The organism is Paraburkholderia sp. CNPSo 3281 (assembly GCF_024206515.1).
In the GTDB taxonomy this organism is placed as follows: domain Bacteria; phylum Pseudomonadota; class Gammaproteobacteria; order Burkholderiales; family Burkholderiaceae; genus Paraburkholderia; species Paraburkholderia nodosa.
In genome coordinates, this window is record NZ_JAMBPS010000039.1 from 62,881 (window position 1) to 77,896 (window position 15,016).

The 15,016-nt window shown below is 64.0% G+C and carries 11 protein-coding genes and 1 rRNA gene; 2 read left to right on the forward strand and 10 right to left on the reverse strand.

Annotated features, from left to right (window positions below; genetic code table 11):
* Positions 1 to 16: 16 nt before the first annotated feature.
* The 7 genes from murF to coq7 all read right to left on the reverse strand — a co-directional run bounded on the left by murF (position 17) and on the right by coq7 (position 7,697).
* A complete protein-coding gene (gene murF, locus M3I56_RS28985) occupies positions 17 to 1,453 on the reverse strand; it encodes a UDP-N-acetylmuramoyl-tripeptide--D-alanyl-D-alanine ligase (protein WP_254356878.1) in 1,437 nt (478 codons plus the stop codon).
* Positions 1,450 to 3,000: a UDP-N-acetylmuramoyl-L-alanyl-D-glutamate--2,6-diaminopimelate ligase gene (locus tag M3I56_RS28990; RefSeq protein WP_254356879.1), complete on the reverse strand. Its 1,551-nt coding sequence runs from the start codon at positions 2,998 to 3,000 to the stop codon at positions 1,450 to 1,452. The genes murF and M3I56_RS28990 overlap by 4 nt, the downstream gene beginning before the upstream one ends.
* The gene (locus tag M3I56_RS28995) at positions 2,997 to 4,889 is read right to left on the reverse strand and encodes a penicillin-binding protein 2 (protein ID WP_254356880.1); all 1,893 of its coding nucleotides are present in this window, start codon (positions 4,887 to 4,889) and stop codon (positions 2,997 to 2,999) included. The genes M3I56_RS28990 and M3I56_RS28995 overlap by 4 nt, the downstream gene beginning before the upstream one ends.
* Complete coding sequence (gene ftsL / locus M3I56_RS29000) at positions 4,886 to 5,242, reverse strand: cell division protein FtsL (protein WP_254356881.1); 357 nt, start codon at positions 5,240 to 5,242, stop codon at positions 4,886 to 4,888. The genes M3I56_RS28995 and ftsL overlap by 4 nt, the downstream gene beginning before the upstream one ends.
* Complete coding sequence (gene rsmH, locus M3I56_RS29005; RefSeq protein ID WP_254356882.1) at positions 5,239 to 6,192, reverse strand: 16S rRNA (cytosine(1402)-N(4))-methyltransferase RsmH; 954 nt, start codon at positions 6,190 to 6,192, stop codon at positions 5,239 to 5,241. The genes ftsL and rsmH overlap by 4 nt, the downstream gene beginning before the upstream one ends.
* A gap of 17 nt (positions 6,193 to 6,209) precedes the next feature.
* Positions 6,210 to 6,638 (reverse strand): division/cell wall cluster transcriptional repressor MraZ, encoded by a 429-nt coding sequence (mraZ, locus tag M3I56_RS29010; protein WP_028207782.1) that lies wholly within the window; start codon positions 6,636 to 6,638, stop codon positions 6,210 to 6,212.
* 396 nt (positions 6,639 to 7,034) lie between these two features.
* Positions 7,035 to 7,697 (reverse strand): 2-polyprenyl-3-methyl-6-methoxy-1,4-benzoquinone monooxygenase, encoded by a 663-nt coding sequence (coq7, locus tag M3I56_RS29015; protein WP_254356883.1) that lies wholly within the window; start codon positions 7,695 to 7,697, stop codon positions 7,035 to 7,037.
* Positions 7,698 to 8,004: 307 nt separating this feature from the next.
* On the opposite strand from coq7, the gene M3I56_RS29020 reads away from it, so the two are divergent.
* Complete coding sequence (locus M3I56_RS29020) at positions 8,005 to 9,204, forward strand: porin (RefSeq protein WP_254356884.1); 1,200 nt, start codon at positions 8,005 to 8,007, stop codon at positions 9,202 to 9,204.
* Between the two features lie 168 nt (positions 9,205 to 9,372).
* On the opposite strand, the gene M3I56_RS29025 is transcribed toward M3I56_RS29020, so the two are convergent.
* Both M3I56_RS29025 and M3I56_RS29030 read right to left on the reverse strand, forming a co-directional pair.
* Positions 9,373 to 11,046, reverse strand: a complete 1,674-nt coding sequence (locus M3I56_RS29025; protein WP_254356885.1) for a long-chain fatty acid--CoA ligase — start codon at positions 11,044 to 11,046, stop codon at positions 9,373 to 9,375.
* A gap of 147 nt (positions 11,047 to 11,193) precedes the next feature.
* Positions 11,194 to 13,272 (reverse strand): molybdopterin-dependent oxidoreductase, encoded by a 2,079-nt coding sequence (locus tag M3I56_RS29030; protein ID WP_254356886.1) that lies wholly within the window; start codon positions 13,270 to 13,272, stop codon positions 11,194 to 11,196.
* Positions 13,273 to 13,451: 179 nt separating this feature from the next.
* Here M3I56_RS29030 and M3I56_RS29035 point away from each other — a divergent pair, with 179 nt between their 5' ends.
* Positions 13,452 to 14,645 (forward strand): M20 aminoacylase family protein, encoded by a 1,194-nt coding sequence (locus tag M3I56_RS29035; protein ID WP_254356887.1) that lies wholly within the window; start codon positions 13,452 to 13,454, stop codon positions 14,643 to 14,645.
* Positions 14,646 to 14,771: 126 nt separating this feature from the next.
* On the opposite strand, the gene rrf is transcribed toward M3I56_RS29035, so the two are convergent.
* Positions 14,772 to 14,885 (reverse strand): 5S ribosomal RNA (rrf, locus tag M3I56_RS29040).
* Positions 14,886 to 15,016 lie beyond the last annotated feature (131 nt).

A 15,016-nucleotide genomic window follows, 5' to 3' on the forward strand; every position in this document is an offset into this window, starting at 1 on the left:
TGTATTCCTTCGTATTTCAGTGCGCACCGGACTTGGCGTCCGGTGCAGGGTTTTGCGGATTCGCTTTCGGGTTCGTCAAAGCCGCCACCACGCGTTCCATCTGCATGAAGCGCGAACCTTTCACGAGAATCGTTGCGCCAGCGCCGTAACCGGCGCCAGCCAGCGCGCGCACGAGTTCGCCCACGTCCGCGGCATGCAGCGCCTGCGCGCCGAACGCCGCCGCGCTGTCACGCGCTGCGTCGCCGAGCGTATAGAGCGCGTCGATGCCGCGTTCCTTCGCGTAAGCGCCCACCTCGCGATGAAATGCGGGACCGTCGTCGCCGACTTCGCCCATGTCTGCGAGCACGAGTACGCGCGGCGACACGCGCGAAGCCAGCACGTCGATCGCCGCACGCACCGAATCGGGATTCGCGTTGTAGGTGTCGTCGATCACGGTCGCGCCCGTCAGCTCGCCAAGCGCCGCGCGCTTCACCTGCAAGCGGCCCTTTACCGGCTCGAACGCCTCGAGCCCGCGGCCAATCGCTTCGAGCGATACGCCCGACGCCATCGCCGCCGCCGTCGCCGCGAGCGCGTTGTGCGCGTTGTGCGCGCCCAGCACCTTCAACTCCACTTCGAGATGGCCTTCCGGCGTCGCGATCGCGAGACGGTTGGCCCCCAGCTTGTCGACGAGCTTGCCGGTGACTGCCGCTTCAACCGCACTCGTATCCGTATGCAGCGCGAAGTCGAGAATGCGCGAACCCGTAGCCGCCACGCGCCAGATGCTCGCGTAGGCATCGTCAGCGGGAAACACCGCGACGCCCGTGGGCTTGAGCACGTGAATCACGCTCGCATGCTCGAGCGCGACGGCTTCCACCGTCGCCATGAATTCCTGATGCTCGCGCTGCGCGTTGTTCACCACCGCGACCGTCGGCTCAGCGAATTTCGCGAGCAACTCGGTCTCGCCTGGGTGATTCATGCCGAGTTCGACCACCGCCAGCCGATGAGCGTCGCTCAAGCGCAGCAACGTTAACGGCACGCCGATGTCGTTATTGAGGTTTCCAGTGGTCGCGAGACGCAAATTTTCACCAACGGCCGCCGCGAAGATCGACGCGATCATTTCCTTGACCGTCGTCTTGCCGTTGCTGCCCGTCACGGCGACGAGCGGCATCGAGAAGCGGCGGCGCCAGCCGAGCGCGAGTGCGCCGAGCGCCTTGCGCGTGTCGTCCACGCGCAGCGCGGGAATGCGCCAGTCGCCGGGACTGCGCGAAACGAGCGCCGCGCTCACGTGGCGATTCGCGACCTCGCCGAGAAAGTCGTGCGCGTCGAAGCGGTCGCCCTTGAGCGCGACGAAGAGATCGCCCGGGCCCGTGGTGCGGCTGTCGGTCGAAATGCGCTCGAACGTGGCGTTCTCGTCGCCGAGGACGCTCGCGCCGGGAATCAGCGCCGCGGCTTCCCGCAGGGAAAGCATCGTCATTCACCACCTCCGCGCCCGTGCGTGGCACGGGCGGCGAGTGCAAGCCGCGCGTGGTCCTGGTCGGAGAACGCGCGCTTCTTGCCCATGATTTCCTGGGTCGCCTCGTGGCCTTTGCCGGCCAGCACGACGACGTCTTCGCGCGCCGCGCCGCGCACCGCTTGCAGGATCGCACTCGCGCGATCCTCGATGCGGCGCGCCTTCGCGGCGTCGCGCATGCCTTGTGCGATCTGCTCGATAATCGCGGCCGGCGATTCGCTGCGCGGGTTGTCGCTCGTCACGACGACCTGGTCGGCGATGCGTTCCGCGATCGCCCCCATGAGCGGGCGCTTGGTCGCGTCGCGATCGCCGCCGCAGCCGAACATGCAGATGAGCTGGCCGCCGCGTGCGGCTGCCATCGGGCGCAGCGCCTCGAGCGTTTTTTCGAGCGCGTCCGGCGTATGCGCGTAATCGATCACGACAAGCGGCTCGTCGTGATCGGCGCGGCCGCCAAGACGCTCCATGCGGCCGTTCACCGGCTGCAGCTTCGAGATCTCGTTGAGCGCCGCGACGAGCGGCACGTTCGCCGCAAGTAGCGCGCCGAGCACGCCGAGCAGATTGCTCACGTTGAAGAGGCCGAGAACATGCGCCTCGACTTGCGCCTCGCCCCAATCCGACGTTTCCAGATGGAACGCCGTGCCGGTGGCAGTCGCTCGCACGTCGCTCGCGCGCAGCCACGCGTCGGCGACGAGTGCGTCGGCGGCGGGCGTCGCCACGCTATACGCAATCGTGCGAGCCTTGCCGCGCGTCGCGGCGATCAGGCGGCGCCCCGCTGCGTCGTCGGCGTTGACGATCGCGGCGCGCAGGCCCGGCCATGCGAACAGCCGCGCCTTCGCGGCCTCGTAGGCCTCGAAGGTGTGGTGATAGTCGAGATGGTCCTGCGTGAGATTCGTGAAGACGGCGATGTCGAACGAGGTCCCGTTCACGCGGCCTTGATGCAGCGCGTGCGAGGAGACTTCCATCGCAATCGCCTGTGCGCCAGCGCTGCGCAATTGCGCGAGGCTGCGTTGCAGTTGCGGCGCGTCGGGCGTGGTGAAGCCCGTATGCACGAGCTGGCCCGGAAAGCCCGTGCCCAGCGTGCCGACGATCGCGCACTTCTGGCCGATCGCCGTGAACGCCGAAGCGATCCACTGGCTGCACGACGTCTTGCCGTTCGTGCCCGTCACGCCGACCACGAGCATGGCATCGCTCGGGTCGCCATACCAGCCGCTGGCGATTTCCCCTGCGAGCACGTCGAGCTGCGGCACGGCCAGCGCAATCGACGCGTCGAGCTGTTCGCCCGCGTAACCCTCCGGCTGATACAGCACGGCTGCGGCGCCACGCTCGATCGCATTGGCGATGTGCGGGCGGTTGTCCGCGCCCTCGACGGCGTAGGCGAGAAACACGTCGCCCGGCTTGAGCGAGCGCGTGTCGGCGTGCAGGCCGGCTGCGGGCGCGACGTGCGCGCGCAGCCATGCGAGCGCGTCCGCGATCTGCCGGTGCGCGGGATGCTGGGTGCGCGTGGCGTTCATCGGACGACTCCGGGTCGATTTTTCGCGTTGTCCGCGACGGTCATGTGATGCGCGGCTGCGGCGCTTTTCGCGGCGCTCGTGTTCGCCACGTGCTTCACAGGCGCAGCGGGCGCGTTCGCGACGGCCGGGGCCGAGGCGCCGCCGCTGTTGTCCTCGACAACGAGCTGCTTCACCGGCATGTCCGGCGGCACGTTGAGCGAGCGCAGCGTATCGCCGACGATGCCCGAGAACACCGGACCCGATACCGCGCCGCCGAAGTGGCTGCCGGCCGTCGGTTCGTCGACCGTGACGGCCACGACGATGCGCGGATTCGGCATCGGCGCCATGCCGACGAACGACGCGCGGTACTTCGAATGATCGTAGCCGTGCGGGCCGTGCTTGTACGCCGTACCGGACTTGCCGCCCACGCGGTAGCCGGGCACGGCGGCGTCGGGCGAGGTGCCGTCCTTCGACACCACGCTCTCCAGCATCGTGCGCACTTCACGCGCCGTGGTCGGCGCGAAGACCTGGGTGCCTTGCACCGGCTGCGTGTCGCCCGGGTGGCGGAAGATCGTGACCGGCAGAATCTGGCCGTCGTGCGCGATCGCCGTGTACGCGCGCGCAAGCTGGAACAGCGAAACGGAGAGGCCGTAGCCGTAGGACATTGTCGCCTGCTCGATGCGGCGCCAGCTTTTCCACGGCCGCAAACGGCCCGCCGCCGCGCCGGGAAACCCGACCTTCGGCGCCTGACCGAGACCGATGCTGGTGTACATGTCCCACATTTCTTCGGGCTTGAGCGTCATCGCGATCTTGGTCGCGCCGATGTTGCTCGACTTCTGGATCACGCCACCGACCGTGAGGACGCCGAACGCTGCGTCGTCGGTGATGGTCGCGCCGTCGAGCGTGAAGTGCCCCGGGCCCGTATCCACCAGTGTACTCGGCGAGACGCGGTGCAGATCCAGCGCGAGCGACACCGTGAAGGGCTTCATGATCGAGCCCGGCTCGAACACATCGGTGAGAATGCGGTTGCGCAACTGCTCGCCCGTGAGGTGCGTGCGGTCGTTCGGGTTGTAGGTCGGATAGTTCACGAGCGCGAGCACTTCGCCCGTGCGCACGTCGACCACCATCGCGGCGCCGGCCTTGGCCTTGAACTTCTCGACGGCGGCTTTCAGGTTCGAATAGGCGATGTACTGAATCTTGCTGTCGATCGACAGTTCGACGTCCTTGCCATCGTGGGGCACGACTGTTTCGTCGACGTCCTCGACGATGTGGCCCATGCGGTCCTTGATGACGTGGCGAATGCCCGGCACGCCCGCGAGCACTTTCTGGTCCGACAGCTCGACGCCTTCCTGGCCTTCGTCCTCGACGTTGGTGAAGCCGATCAAGTGCGCGGTGACGTCGCCTTCCGGATAGAAGCGCTTGTATTCGTTGCGCTGGTAAATGCCCGGGATGTCGAGCGCCGTCACTTTCTGCGCGACGTCGAGCGGCACCTGGCGCTTCACGTAGACGAACGTCTTGTCTTCGGAGAGCTTCGCGCGCAGCTCCTTCGTATTCATACCGAGCAGCGCGCCGAGCTGGTTGAGCTTGTCGGCGCCGAGATCATCGGGCACGGCTTCGGGAATCGCCCAGATCGCGCGCACGGGCAGACTCGTGGCGAGCACGAGACCGTTACGGTCGAGAATCTTGCCGCGCGTGGCCGGCAGCTCGATCGTGCGCTGGTAGCGGCTTTCGCCCTGCTTCTGATAGAACGCGTTGCCCGGGCCCTGAATCCAGAACGCGCGCGCGGCGAGCGCGACGAACGCCATAAAGAGCAGGAACACGACGAGCTTCGAGCGCCACATCGGCAGGCGCACGGAGAGAATGGGATTGGCGCTGAAGGCGACGCTCTTGCGACGATTGTCCTTTTTCATCGCGTGCCTCCGCGGCGGCCAGGCGTGGGCGCAGCGCCCTGCGGGGGCGCCGAGGTCGGCACGGGTGCGTCGACGGCGGTTGCGCTGCCGGGCGCGAGCGTCAGATATTGCGTGCGTCCGGTCGTGACGGGCTGCATCTTGAGCGAGTCGGTGGCGATCTGTTCGATGCGCGACGTTCTCGACAGCGCGCTCTGCTGATATTGAAGCTGTGCGTAGTCCTGCTGAAGCTGATGCTCCTGCGACTGCGCGCGTTGCAACTGGATGAAGATCTGACGCTGCTGATTGGTGGCGTTCACGACGGAAAGCGCGCACCCCATGACGACGATCAGCAGGAAGATGTTCAGACGATTCATGGCGTGATGCGCTCCGCGGTGCGCATCACGGCCGAGCGGGCGCGCGGGTTCGCGGCGACTTCCTCGTCGCTCGCGAACACGCGGCCGAGCAGCTTGAGCGGCGGGCTCGGCAGATCGACGGCGCGGATCGGCAGACGGCGGTCCACCGCCGGCGCGCTCGCGTGCGCCTGCATGAACCGCTTGACGATCCGGTCTTCGAGCGAATGAAAGCTGATGACCACCAGCCGCCCCCCCTGTTCCAGCAACGACAGTGCTGCTTCTAGAACGACCTGCAGCTCCGCAAGCTCTTGATTGACGTGAATCCGTATAGCTTGAAAGGTGCGGGTTGCCGGGTCCTTACCCTTCTCACGGGTTTTGACGACGTTAGCCACGATTTGGGCAAGCTCGCCCGTGCTGTCGAGAGGCCCGAGACGGTCGGACTCTGCCCGGCGAGCAACAAGCGCCTTTGCAATCTGAAAAGCAAACCGTTCTTCCCCATAATCCCGAATTACCTCCGTCAGTTCCTGCAACGTGGCCCGAGCGAGCCAGTCAGCGGCGGACTCGCCGCGCGTCGGGTCCATCCGCATGTCGAGCGGGCCATCCGCGCGGAAACTGAAACCGCGCTGCGGATCGTCGACTTGCGGCGACGACACGCCAAGGTCCAGCAATATTCCCGACACACGCCCTACCCCGCGCGACGCGAGCTCGTCGCGCAGCGAAGCAAAACTCTCATGCACGATCGAAAACCGCGCGTCGTTCACGGATTGCGCCGTCGCGATCGCCAGCGGGTCCTTGTCGAACGCGATCAGGCGCCCGGTCTCGCCGAGACGCCCGAGGATCGCGCGACTGTGCCCACCGCGACCGAACGTGCCGTCCACATAGACGCCGTCCGCGCGCGTGATCAGCGCGTTCACCGCTTCGTCTAGCAGCACCGTGCGATGCTGCAGTCCCTGTCCCATCGCAGATGCCATAGCTTTTTGAACCGCGATCAGAACGTGAAATTTTTCAAGGCGTCGGGCATGCCCTGCGCCATCGCCGCTTGTTCCTTGGCGGCGTAGGTCTGCGCATCCCACAACTCAAAATGACTACCCATGCCGAGCAGCATGACTTCCTTTTCCATTCCCGCTGCCAGACGCAATTCAGGTGAGACGAGCACGCGGCCCGCACTGTCGACATCGACGTCGGACGCATTGCCCAGAAAAATGCGGCGCCACCAGTGCGCATCCATCGGCAAGGCGGCGACCTTCGAGCGGAACACTTCCCATTCGGGGCGCGGAAATAGCAACAGGCAGCCGTCCGGGTGCTTGGTGATCGTCACCCGTCCTTCTGCCTGTTGTTGCAGCGCTTCCCGATAGCGAGACGGAATCGACATCCGTCCTTTCGCATCGAGTGTTAGCGCCGACGCCCCCTGGAACAATTTGCTCCCCCCAAATGCGGCGCTTTTCGCCGCCCGCCTAAATCCCGGAAAATCTACCTGAATGCGCGCCTGAAATCACACAAAAATACACTTTCTCACACTGTCTCCCACTTTAGAGGAACGCCCAACGAGGGTCAAGGGAGACCGGACGTTTTTTGACGAAATTTATCCGCTAGAACAAGGACTTAGCGGCACTTGTTGAAGTCGGGACAAAAGCCAAAAACCGTTATGAATGAATGAGCTAACGCAGATTCTGAAGGTGATACGTGAAAAGCGCGGCGATAAACGGCCTATGGCGGGATCGAGCGGGGGCTTGCGGGGATTAAAACCGGGGCTGAAAGCTCTGAAAGATTAATCCGGTTGGGCCGACAGCGATTGTCGGCCCAAACCCATTAATCAGATGTAGTAGGCCGTGCGCGTCATAACTTTCGATGCTACACGCATTAGCGAACGCACCGGCAAAGGCAATTCGGCTCCGCCCAGATCGGCGGCCGATTTTGCGTGCGAGATTTCATCGGCGCGCATTTGCTCGACGACTGCGCGCGACTCGAGATCGGCGGGCGGCAGGCTGTCGAGGTGGCTGTCGAGATGATGCTCGACCTGGCGCTCGGTTTCGGCCATGAAGCCGAGGCTCACCTTGTCGCCGAGGCGGCCGGCGGCGAAACCGATCGCGAGCGCGCCTGCGTACCAGAGCGGGTTAAGCAGGCTCGGACGCGAGTCGAGCGCCTGCAGCCGGCGCGAGGTCCACGCGAGGTGATCCTCTTCTTCGCGCGCGGCCTGCTCGAAGGCAGCCTTGAGCGAGGGCGAGCGCGCCGAGATTTTCTGCGCCTGATACAGCGCCTGTGCGCACACTTCGCCGACGTGGTTGACGCGCATGAGGCCGGCGGCGTGCGTGCGCTCGGCAGGCGTGAGTTCACTGCCGGCGGGTACGGCATCGCCCTCGGGCGTCACTTCGATGGTAACGGGGGAAGGCTGCGGCATCGGTCGCGTCATGCGCGACACGCCGGTGAGAGAGCGCAGGCCCCGGTCGAATTCGGTAATCAAGTCGTCTAGCGTCATCCAGCCTCCCTTTCATTTCGTTTGCGAGCCGGATTTGTCGCTCGCCCGGACTGCCCATTTCACCACTACACAAACTCACAGACATCCGTCAATCCGGGGCAGCGCCGATAGATAGCCGCACATTCTAGACCATGTTGTGTAAACGAAACAGGTACTTAGCGAGGCCCTGGCTTTTCCTTTGTGACTATTAACCCTTTTGTTACATTACGTGCAACTTCTCGCGAAGTTAGAAGGACAGGACCCCGCACTATAAAAAACCGGTCCCGTTAAAAGACGCAAAAGATTCGCAAACACTGGAGATCATTCAATGAAGAAGTCGCTTCTCGCGCTGGCTGCGCTGGGCGCGTTCGCGGGCGTTGCTCACGCTCAGAGCAGCGTCACGCTGTACGGCATCATCGACGAAGGTTTCAACATCAACACGAATTCGGGTGGCCATCACCTGTACAACCTGTCGAGCGGCGTTCTGCAAGGCAGCCGTTTCGGCCTGCGCGGCGCTGAAGACCTCGGCGGCGGCCTGAAGGCAGTCTTCGTGTTGGAAAACGGCTTCGACGTGAACAACGGCAAGCTCGGCCAGGGTGGCCTGCTGTTCGGCCGTCAAGCGTACGTCGGCCTCTCGAGCTCGCAGTTCGGCACGGTCACGCTGGGTCGCCAGTACGATTCCGTCGTCGACTATGTCGGCCCGCTCGAAGTAGGCGACCAGTGGGGCGGCTACATCGCAGCTCACCCGGATGACCTCGACAACTTCAACAATGCCTACCGTACGAACAACACGATCAAGTTCACCAGCGCGAACTACGCTGGTCTGACGTTCGGCGGCACCTACAGCTTCGGTGGCCAGGCTGGCAACTTCACGGGTAATCAAATCTGGTCGTTGGGCGCTGGCTATAACAACGGGCCCCTCGTTCTCGGCGTTGGCTACCTGAACGCACGCACGCCGTCGGCTTCTGGCGGTATGTTCAACACCGGCAGCACCCCGACGACGCCGCCGGCCGCAGCGGTGAGCAGCTCGACGACTCCCGTGTATTCCGGCTTCCAGACGGCCAACACGTACCAGGTCATCGGTGCAGGTGGCGCATACACGTTCGGCGCAGCAACGTTCGGCCTGACGTACTCGAACATCAGCTTCCGCAACCTCGGCGCTGTCGCGATCACCGGCACGCCGGCTTACCAGCGCGGCGCGAACGCCACGTTCAACAACGTCGAAGCGAACTTCAAGTACCAGTTCACGCCGGCCCTGCTCGCAGGCTTCGCGTTCGACTACACGGACGGCCGCAGCGTCGCCCTGGCGAACGGCTCGAGCAACAGCGGCGCGAAGTACTTCCAGTACGCGCTGGGCACGGACTACTTCCTGTCGAAGCGCACGGACGTCTACCTGATCGGCGTCTACCAGCACGCTACGGGCACGAACTCGAACGATGTCGCAGCTGTCGCTTCGATCAACAACCTGACCGCGTCGTCGACCAACAACGTGTTCACGGCTCGCGTCGGTATCCGTCACAAGTTCTAAGAAGAACAGTCGCTGTAATCTCGAAGGCGCCTCCGGGCGCCTTTTTTCTTTGGTGCGTTTTGTCGTTTCGCCACAGTGCGCACGCCCCCCCAAAAAAACGGCCTGCCCTCGATGTGCAGGCCGCTTGTCGCATGTGACTCGCCAGCCTTTCGCTTCGTTTTTGCGTTTTCAGGCGCGACCGTCGCGCAGCTCTCGGCGCAGGATCTTGCCGACATTGCTCTTGGGTAAGTCGTTGCGGAACTCGATGATCTTCGGCCGCTTGTAGCCGGTGAGCTGCGTCTTGCAGTACTCGAACACGTCCTTGTCGGTGAGCGCCGGGTCTTTCTTGACGATATAGAGCTTCACCGCCTCGCCCGAATTCTGGTCCGGCACGCCCACCGCCGCCACCTCGAAGACACCCGGCAACTTGGCCACGACATCCTCGACTTCGTTCGGGTAAACATTGAAGCCCGAGACCAGAATCATGTCCTTCTTGCGGTCGACGAGCTTGATGTAGCCGCGCGCGTTGATGAGACCGATGTCGCCCGACTTGAAGTAGCCGTCCGGCGTCATGACCTTCGCGGTTTCTTCTGGCCGCTGCCAGTAGCCCGCCATCACCTGCGGCCCGCGGATGCAGATCTCGCCGGCCTCGCCGATCGGCAGTTCGTTGCCGGCGTCGTCGCGAATCGAGATTTCGGTGGAAGGCAGCGGCAAGCCGATCGTGCCGGTGTATTCCGTCACCGTGACCGGATTGCAGGTCACGCTGGGTGAGGTTTCCGAGAGGCCATAACCTTCGACGATCGGCGTATGCGTGCGCTCGTACCAGCGCCTGGCCACCGCCTCCTGCACCGCCATGCCGCCGCCGTTTGCAACGAGCAGGTGCGTGAAGTCCAGATAGCCGAATTCCGGATGGTTGAGCATCGCGTTGTAGAGCGTGTTTACCGCGGGGAAACACGTGATCGAATAGCCGCGCAGTTCCTTGATCATGCCGGCGATATCGCGCGGATTCGGAATCAGGATCGCGAGACCACCGGTGCGCAGCGTCAGCAGCCCGCAAACGGTCAACGCAAACACGTGATACAGCGGCAGCGCCGCAACCGTCACCGGTTGTGTGCCGGACGGCAATTTCGCAAGCGCGGGCTCGGTCCATGCCGCCGACTGCAGCACGTTGGCGATCAGGTTGCTGTGCAGCAGCGTCGCACCCTTGGCCACGCCGGTCGTGCCGCCCGTGTACTGAAGGAAGGCGACGTCCTCGGGCGTCTGCTCGACGCGCTTGAAGCCTTGGCGCGCGCCTTCGGCGAGCGCGTCGTTGAAGCGCACGTGGCCGGGCAGGTTCCAGGCGGGCACCATCTTCTTCACGCTTCGCACGACGAAGTTGACGATGAAGCCCTTCGCGCCAAGGAGATCGCCCATCGCCGCGACCAGCACGTGCTTCACGCGCGTATTGGCGACCACCGCGCTTACCGTCCCGGCGAAATTCTCGAGGACGACGATCGCCTCGGCGCCGCTGTCCTTCAACTGGTGTTCGAGTTCGCGCGGCGTGTAGAGCGGGTTCACGTTCACGACGACGTATCCCGCGCGCAGCACTGCAGCGAGCGCGACCGGGTACTGGAGCACGTTGGGCATCATGAGCGCGATGCGCGCGCCTCGTACGATGCCGCGCGCCTGGAACCACGCTGCCAGACGCTGGGAGAGCTGGTCCAGTTCGCCATAGGTGAGCATCTTGCCCATGCAGGCGAAAGCGGGCTTTGCACGGAATTCGCTGAAGCTCTCCTCGAGCAGCGCAGTGATGGACGCGTAACGGCTCGCGTCGATTTCAGCGGGAACGCCGGGCGGGTACGATTTCAGCCAGACTTTTTCCATGCAGCGTCTCCTCCTGGATTTTTCGAATGGTCGTGCTAAAAAATGGATCGTAGCATGGCGACCCAGCTTTTATGTCAGCAAATCAGCGAGTTAGAAAGGCCCCTCGAACGCGTGTTGGGGGGCCGCTAACGGTAGCATGAGGCGCTTTCAGGCGCGCTCGACCTCGACGAGGCAATCGTAGAAAGTCGCCGAGCCGCCAAGGTCGGTGAGCGCCTGGCTCGTCACTTCGTTGGCGTTGCGGCCGTCTGGCGCAAGCTTCTTCCACCAGATAGACAGACCCACCACGAGGCCGCTGCGTGCCCGATCGGTCACACGCGCTCGTGCGCGCATCGAGCCGCGGTCGTTGAACACGCGCACCTCGTCGCCGTCGGCAATCTCGCGGTGGGCGGCGTCCGCCGGGTGGAGGTCCACGTGCGGCTCCCCTTCTGTCGCGCGCAGGCTCTCCACGTTCACGAAGGTGCTGTTCAGGAAGTTGCGCGCAGGCGGCGAGATCATCGCGAGCGGATAACGCGCGGCGAGTTCGGGCGCGCCGTCCGCCGACTCGTACGGCGGCAGGTAATCGGGCAGCGGATCGAGCCCGGCCTTCGCAAGCGCCTCGCTGTGGAACTCGCACTTGCCCGTGGGCGTGCGAAAACCGCCGTTCGCGAACGGCGCTTCGGCAATGTTCAGCTTCAGCCAGCCTTCGCGCTTGAGCGCCGCCCAGTCGGCGCCGCCCAGCGCGGGATCGCTCCAGTCGAATGCGCTGGCGGCTACGTCTTCGTCGCTTTCGAACAGCGCCGGCTCGGTCAAGCCCATCGCGCGCGCGATGGAACGGAAGATTTCGGTATTCGGCCGCGCCTCGCCAACGGGCGCGATGGCAGGCAAGTTCGCCATGACGTGCGTATGGCCGTACGACTTGTGGACGTCGAGATGTTCGAGCTGGGTCGTGGCAGGCAGCAGCAGGTCGGCGTAATCGGCGGTGTCGGTCTGGAACTGCTCGAGCACGATCGTAAAGAGGTCCTCGCGCGCAAAGCCAGCCTCGACCTTCGCCGACTCGGGCGCAACCGCGACCGGATTCGAGTTGTAGACGACGATCGCTTCGACTTTCGGTCCGAATGCGGCGTCGCCTGCGTGCGTGAGCGCGTCGCCAATCTGGTTCATGTTGACGATGCGCGGCTGATGCTGCGGCCAGCCCGGGATCAGATCCGGACGCTGGAGCGCGTTCGCATCGACGGGTGCCCAGCCCGACGACGAAAGCAGTACGCCGCCCGCGCGCTCGCGCCACGCGCCCGTCAAAGCGGGCAGGCAGGCGATGGCGCGCACGGCGTTGCCGCCGCCGCGCACGCGCTGCAGGCCATAGTTCATGCGAATCGCCGCTTTGCGCGTCGAGGCGTAGAGATGCGCGAGATCGACGACGACCTGTTCCTCGATGCCGCAGATTGCGGCGACGCGTGCGGGCGTGTAGGTGAGCGCACGCGCCTTCAGCGCTTCGAAGCCGTGCGTGTGGGCCGCAATGTAATCGTGATCGAGACGGTCCTCGGTGATTAGCACGCGCATCATCCCGAGCGCGAGCGCGCCGTCCGTGCCGGGCTTGAGCGCAATGTGCTGATGGCACTTCTCGGCCGTCAGCGAGCGATAGGGGTCGATCGCGATCAGCTTCGCGCCGTTGCGTTTCGCTTCCTGCGCGCGGGTCCAGAAGTGCAGGTTCGACGCGATTGGGTTGGCGCCCCAGATCAGGATCACTTCGCTTTCCGCGAAATACTCGGTGAGCATGCCGAGGCTCGAGCCGAACGTATAACGCAGGCCTGCGGCGCCCGCGGCCGCGCAGATCGCGCGATCGAGACGCGATGCGCCGAGCTTGTGAAAGAAGCGCTGGGCGATGCTATCGCCCTGGACGAGTCCCATCGTGCCGGCATAGCTGTACGGCAGGATCGCTTCGGGCGCGCGCTGCGCGATTTCGCCGAGGCGTTCGGCTGCAAGGCGACAGGCTTCGTCCCAGTTGATCGGCTCGAAACGCCCTTCCCCCTTGCGCCCCACACGCTTCATCGGCTGCGTCAGACGCTTCGGATGATGGACACGCTCGGCATAGCGGGTCACCTTCGTGCACAGCACGCCTTGCGTGGGCGGGTGGTCGGGGTCGCCGCTCACCTTGATCGCCCGGCCGTTTTCGACCGTCACGCGCATCGCGCAGGTATCGGGACAATCGTGCGGGCAAACTGCACGGGCAATTTCGGCTGGGGCGTTCATCGGAAATCCGTGGGTGAGGCGTTTTGTCGTAAGAGCGATTTTATTATGTTCGGGGTGCGCGCCCTGTACGCGCCCTGTGGGTTGGCGCGAAAAAAAAGGTTCGGCGTAGAATGGTCCGTCTAGACCCGGCTAATTTTGGAGACAAAGGCCGGGCGCCCACTTTTTGAGCACCGCCCGCCATGAAACTGATTCCGGAAATCCAGGCCGCCCAAGGCGAAATTCAGGGCCTCCGACGAACAATCCACGCGCATCCCGAACTGCGCTACGAAGAAACCCAGACCTCCGACCTCGTTGCGGAGAAGCTCACGGAATGGGGCATCGATGTGCATCGCGGCATGGGCAGGACCGGCGTGGTCGGCGTGCTCAAACGCGGCACCGGCAAACGGATGGTCGGATTGCGCGCCGATATGGACGCGTTGCCGATCCAGGAACTCAACACGTTCGATCATCGCTCGCGCAACGAAGGCAAGATGCACGCGTGCGGCCATGACGGCCACACAGCGATGCTGCTTGGCGCGGCGCAATATCTTGCGCGGCACGGTCAGTTCGACGGCACGATTGTCTTCATTTTCCAGCCCGCCGAAGAAGGCGGCGCAGGCGCGAAAGCCATGATCGAAGATGGCCTCTTCAAACAGTTTCCTGTGGACGCCGTTTTCGGTATCCACAACTGGCCGGGCATGCCGGCTGGCTACTTCGGCGTGACCGAAGGGCCGATTATGGCTTCGAGCAACGAATTCCGCATTGAAATCAAGGGCGTAGGTTCGCATGCCGCGTTGCCGCACAATGGCCGCGATCCGGTCTTCACGGCGGTGCAGATCGCGAACGGGTTGCAGAGCATCATCACGCGCAACAAGAAGCCGCTCGATACGGCCGTGCTCTCGATCACACAGATTCATGCGGGCGATGCGGTCAACGTGGTGCCGAATACGGCCTGGATCGCGGGAACGGTGCGTACCTTCACGACGGAAACGCTGGATCTGATCGAATCGCGACTGCGCAAGATCGCCGGGAGCACGGCTGAAGCGTACGACTGCTCGGTGGACATCACCTTCCATCGCAACTATCCGCCGACGGTGAACAGCAGCGCGGAGGCGCAGTTTGCCGCGGAAGTCATGCGTGAGGTGGTCGGCACCGATCACGTCGACGCGAACGTCGAGCCGACCATGGGCGCCGAGGACTTCTCGTTCATGCTGCTGGAGAAGCCTGGCTGCTACGCGTTTCTCGGCAACGGCGAAGGCGGCCACCGGGATGCAGGACACGGCGCAGGCCCTTGCATGCTGCACAACGCGAGCTATGACTTCAACGATCAACTGCTGCCGGTGGGGTCGTCGTTTTGGGTACACCTGGCGACGAAATTTCTGGCTCAGCAGTAATTCGGGGCACCAATGCAAAAAGCCGTCCATTGGACGGCTTTCTTGTTTTCCGCCCCCGAAGCCCAAACGCCAGAACCCCGGTGCTCTTTCGGAGAGACCGGGGTTCTGGACGTTACAGCATAAGGAGCCTGACGATTACCTACTTTCACACGGGCAATCCGCACTATCATCGGCGTGGAGCTGTTTCACGGTCCTGTTCGGGATGGGAAGGGGTGGGACCAGCTCGCTATGGTCATCAGGCATGACGGGTTGCTGCGTCGCAGGGTTCTGCGCCACAGCCAATCGGGAAGAAGCGTAAAGAGTGTGCTGCTCAATTGGGGTTGTGTTGTTTCCGGCACAACACATGATCTCAACCTGTGCGTCCTGCTCAC

What these genes read in the sequence shown, in the direction of transcription:
- M3I56_RS29035 (WP_254356887.1), top strand. Translation starts at nt 13,452, where the DNA reads ATGAAACTGATTCCGGAAATCCAGGCCGCCCAAGGCGAAATTCAGGGC.
- coq7 (WP_254356883.1), bottom strand. Translation starts at nt 7,697, where the DNA reads ATGACGCTAGACGACTTGATTACCGAATTCGACCGGGGCCTGCGCTCT.
- ftsL (WP_254356881.1), bottom strand. Translation starts at nt 5,242, where the DNA reads ATGAATCGTCTGAACATCTTCCTGCTGATCGTCGTCATGGGGTGCGCG.
- M3I56_RS29020 (WP_254356884.1), top strand. Translation starts at nt 8,005, where the DNA reads ATGAAGAAGTCGCTTCTCGCGCTGGCTGCGCTGGGCGCGTTCGCGGGC.
- rsmH (WP_254356882.1), bottom strand. Translation starts at nt 6,192, where the DNA reads ATGGCATCTGCGATGGGACAGGGACTGCAGCATCGCACGGTGCTGCTA.
- M3I56_RS28995 (WP_254356880.1), bottom strand. Translation starts at nt 4,889, where the DNA reads ATGAAAAAGGACAATCGTCGCAAGAGCGTCGCCTTCAGCGCCAATCCC.
- murF (WP_254356878.1), bottom strand. Translation starts at nt 1,453, where the DNA reads ATGACGATGCTTTCCCTGCGGGAAGCCGCGGCGCTGATTCCCGGCGCG.
- M3I56_RS28990 (WP_254356879.1), bottom strand. Translation starts at nt 3,000, where the DNA reads ATGAACGCCACGCGCACCCAGCATCCCGCGCACCGGCAGATCGCGGAC.
- M3I56_RS29030 (WP_254356886.1), bottom strand. Translation starts at nt 13,272, where the DNA reads ATGAACGCCCCAGCCGAAATTGCCCGTGCAGTTTGCCCGCACGATTGT.
- M3I56_RS29025 (WP_254356885.1), bottom strand. Translation starts at nt 11,046, where the DNA reads ATGGAAAAAGTCTGGCTGAAATCGTACCCGCCCGGCGTTCCCGCTGAA.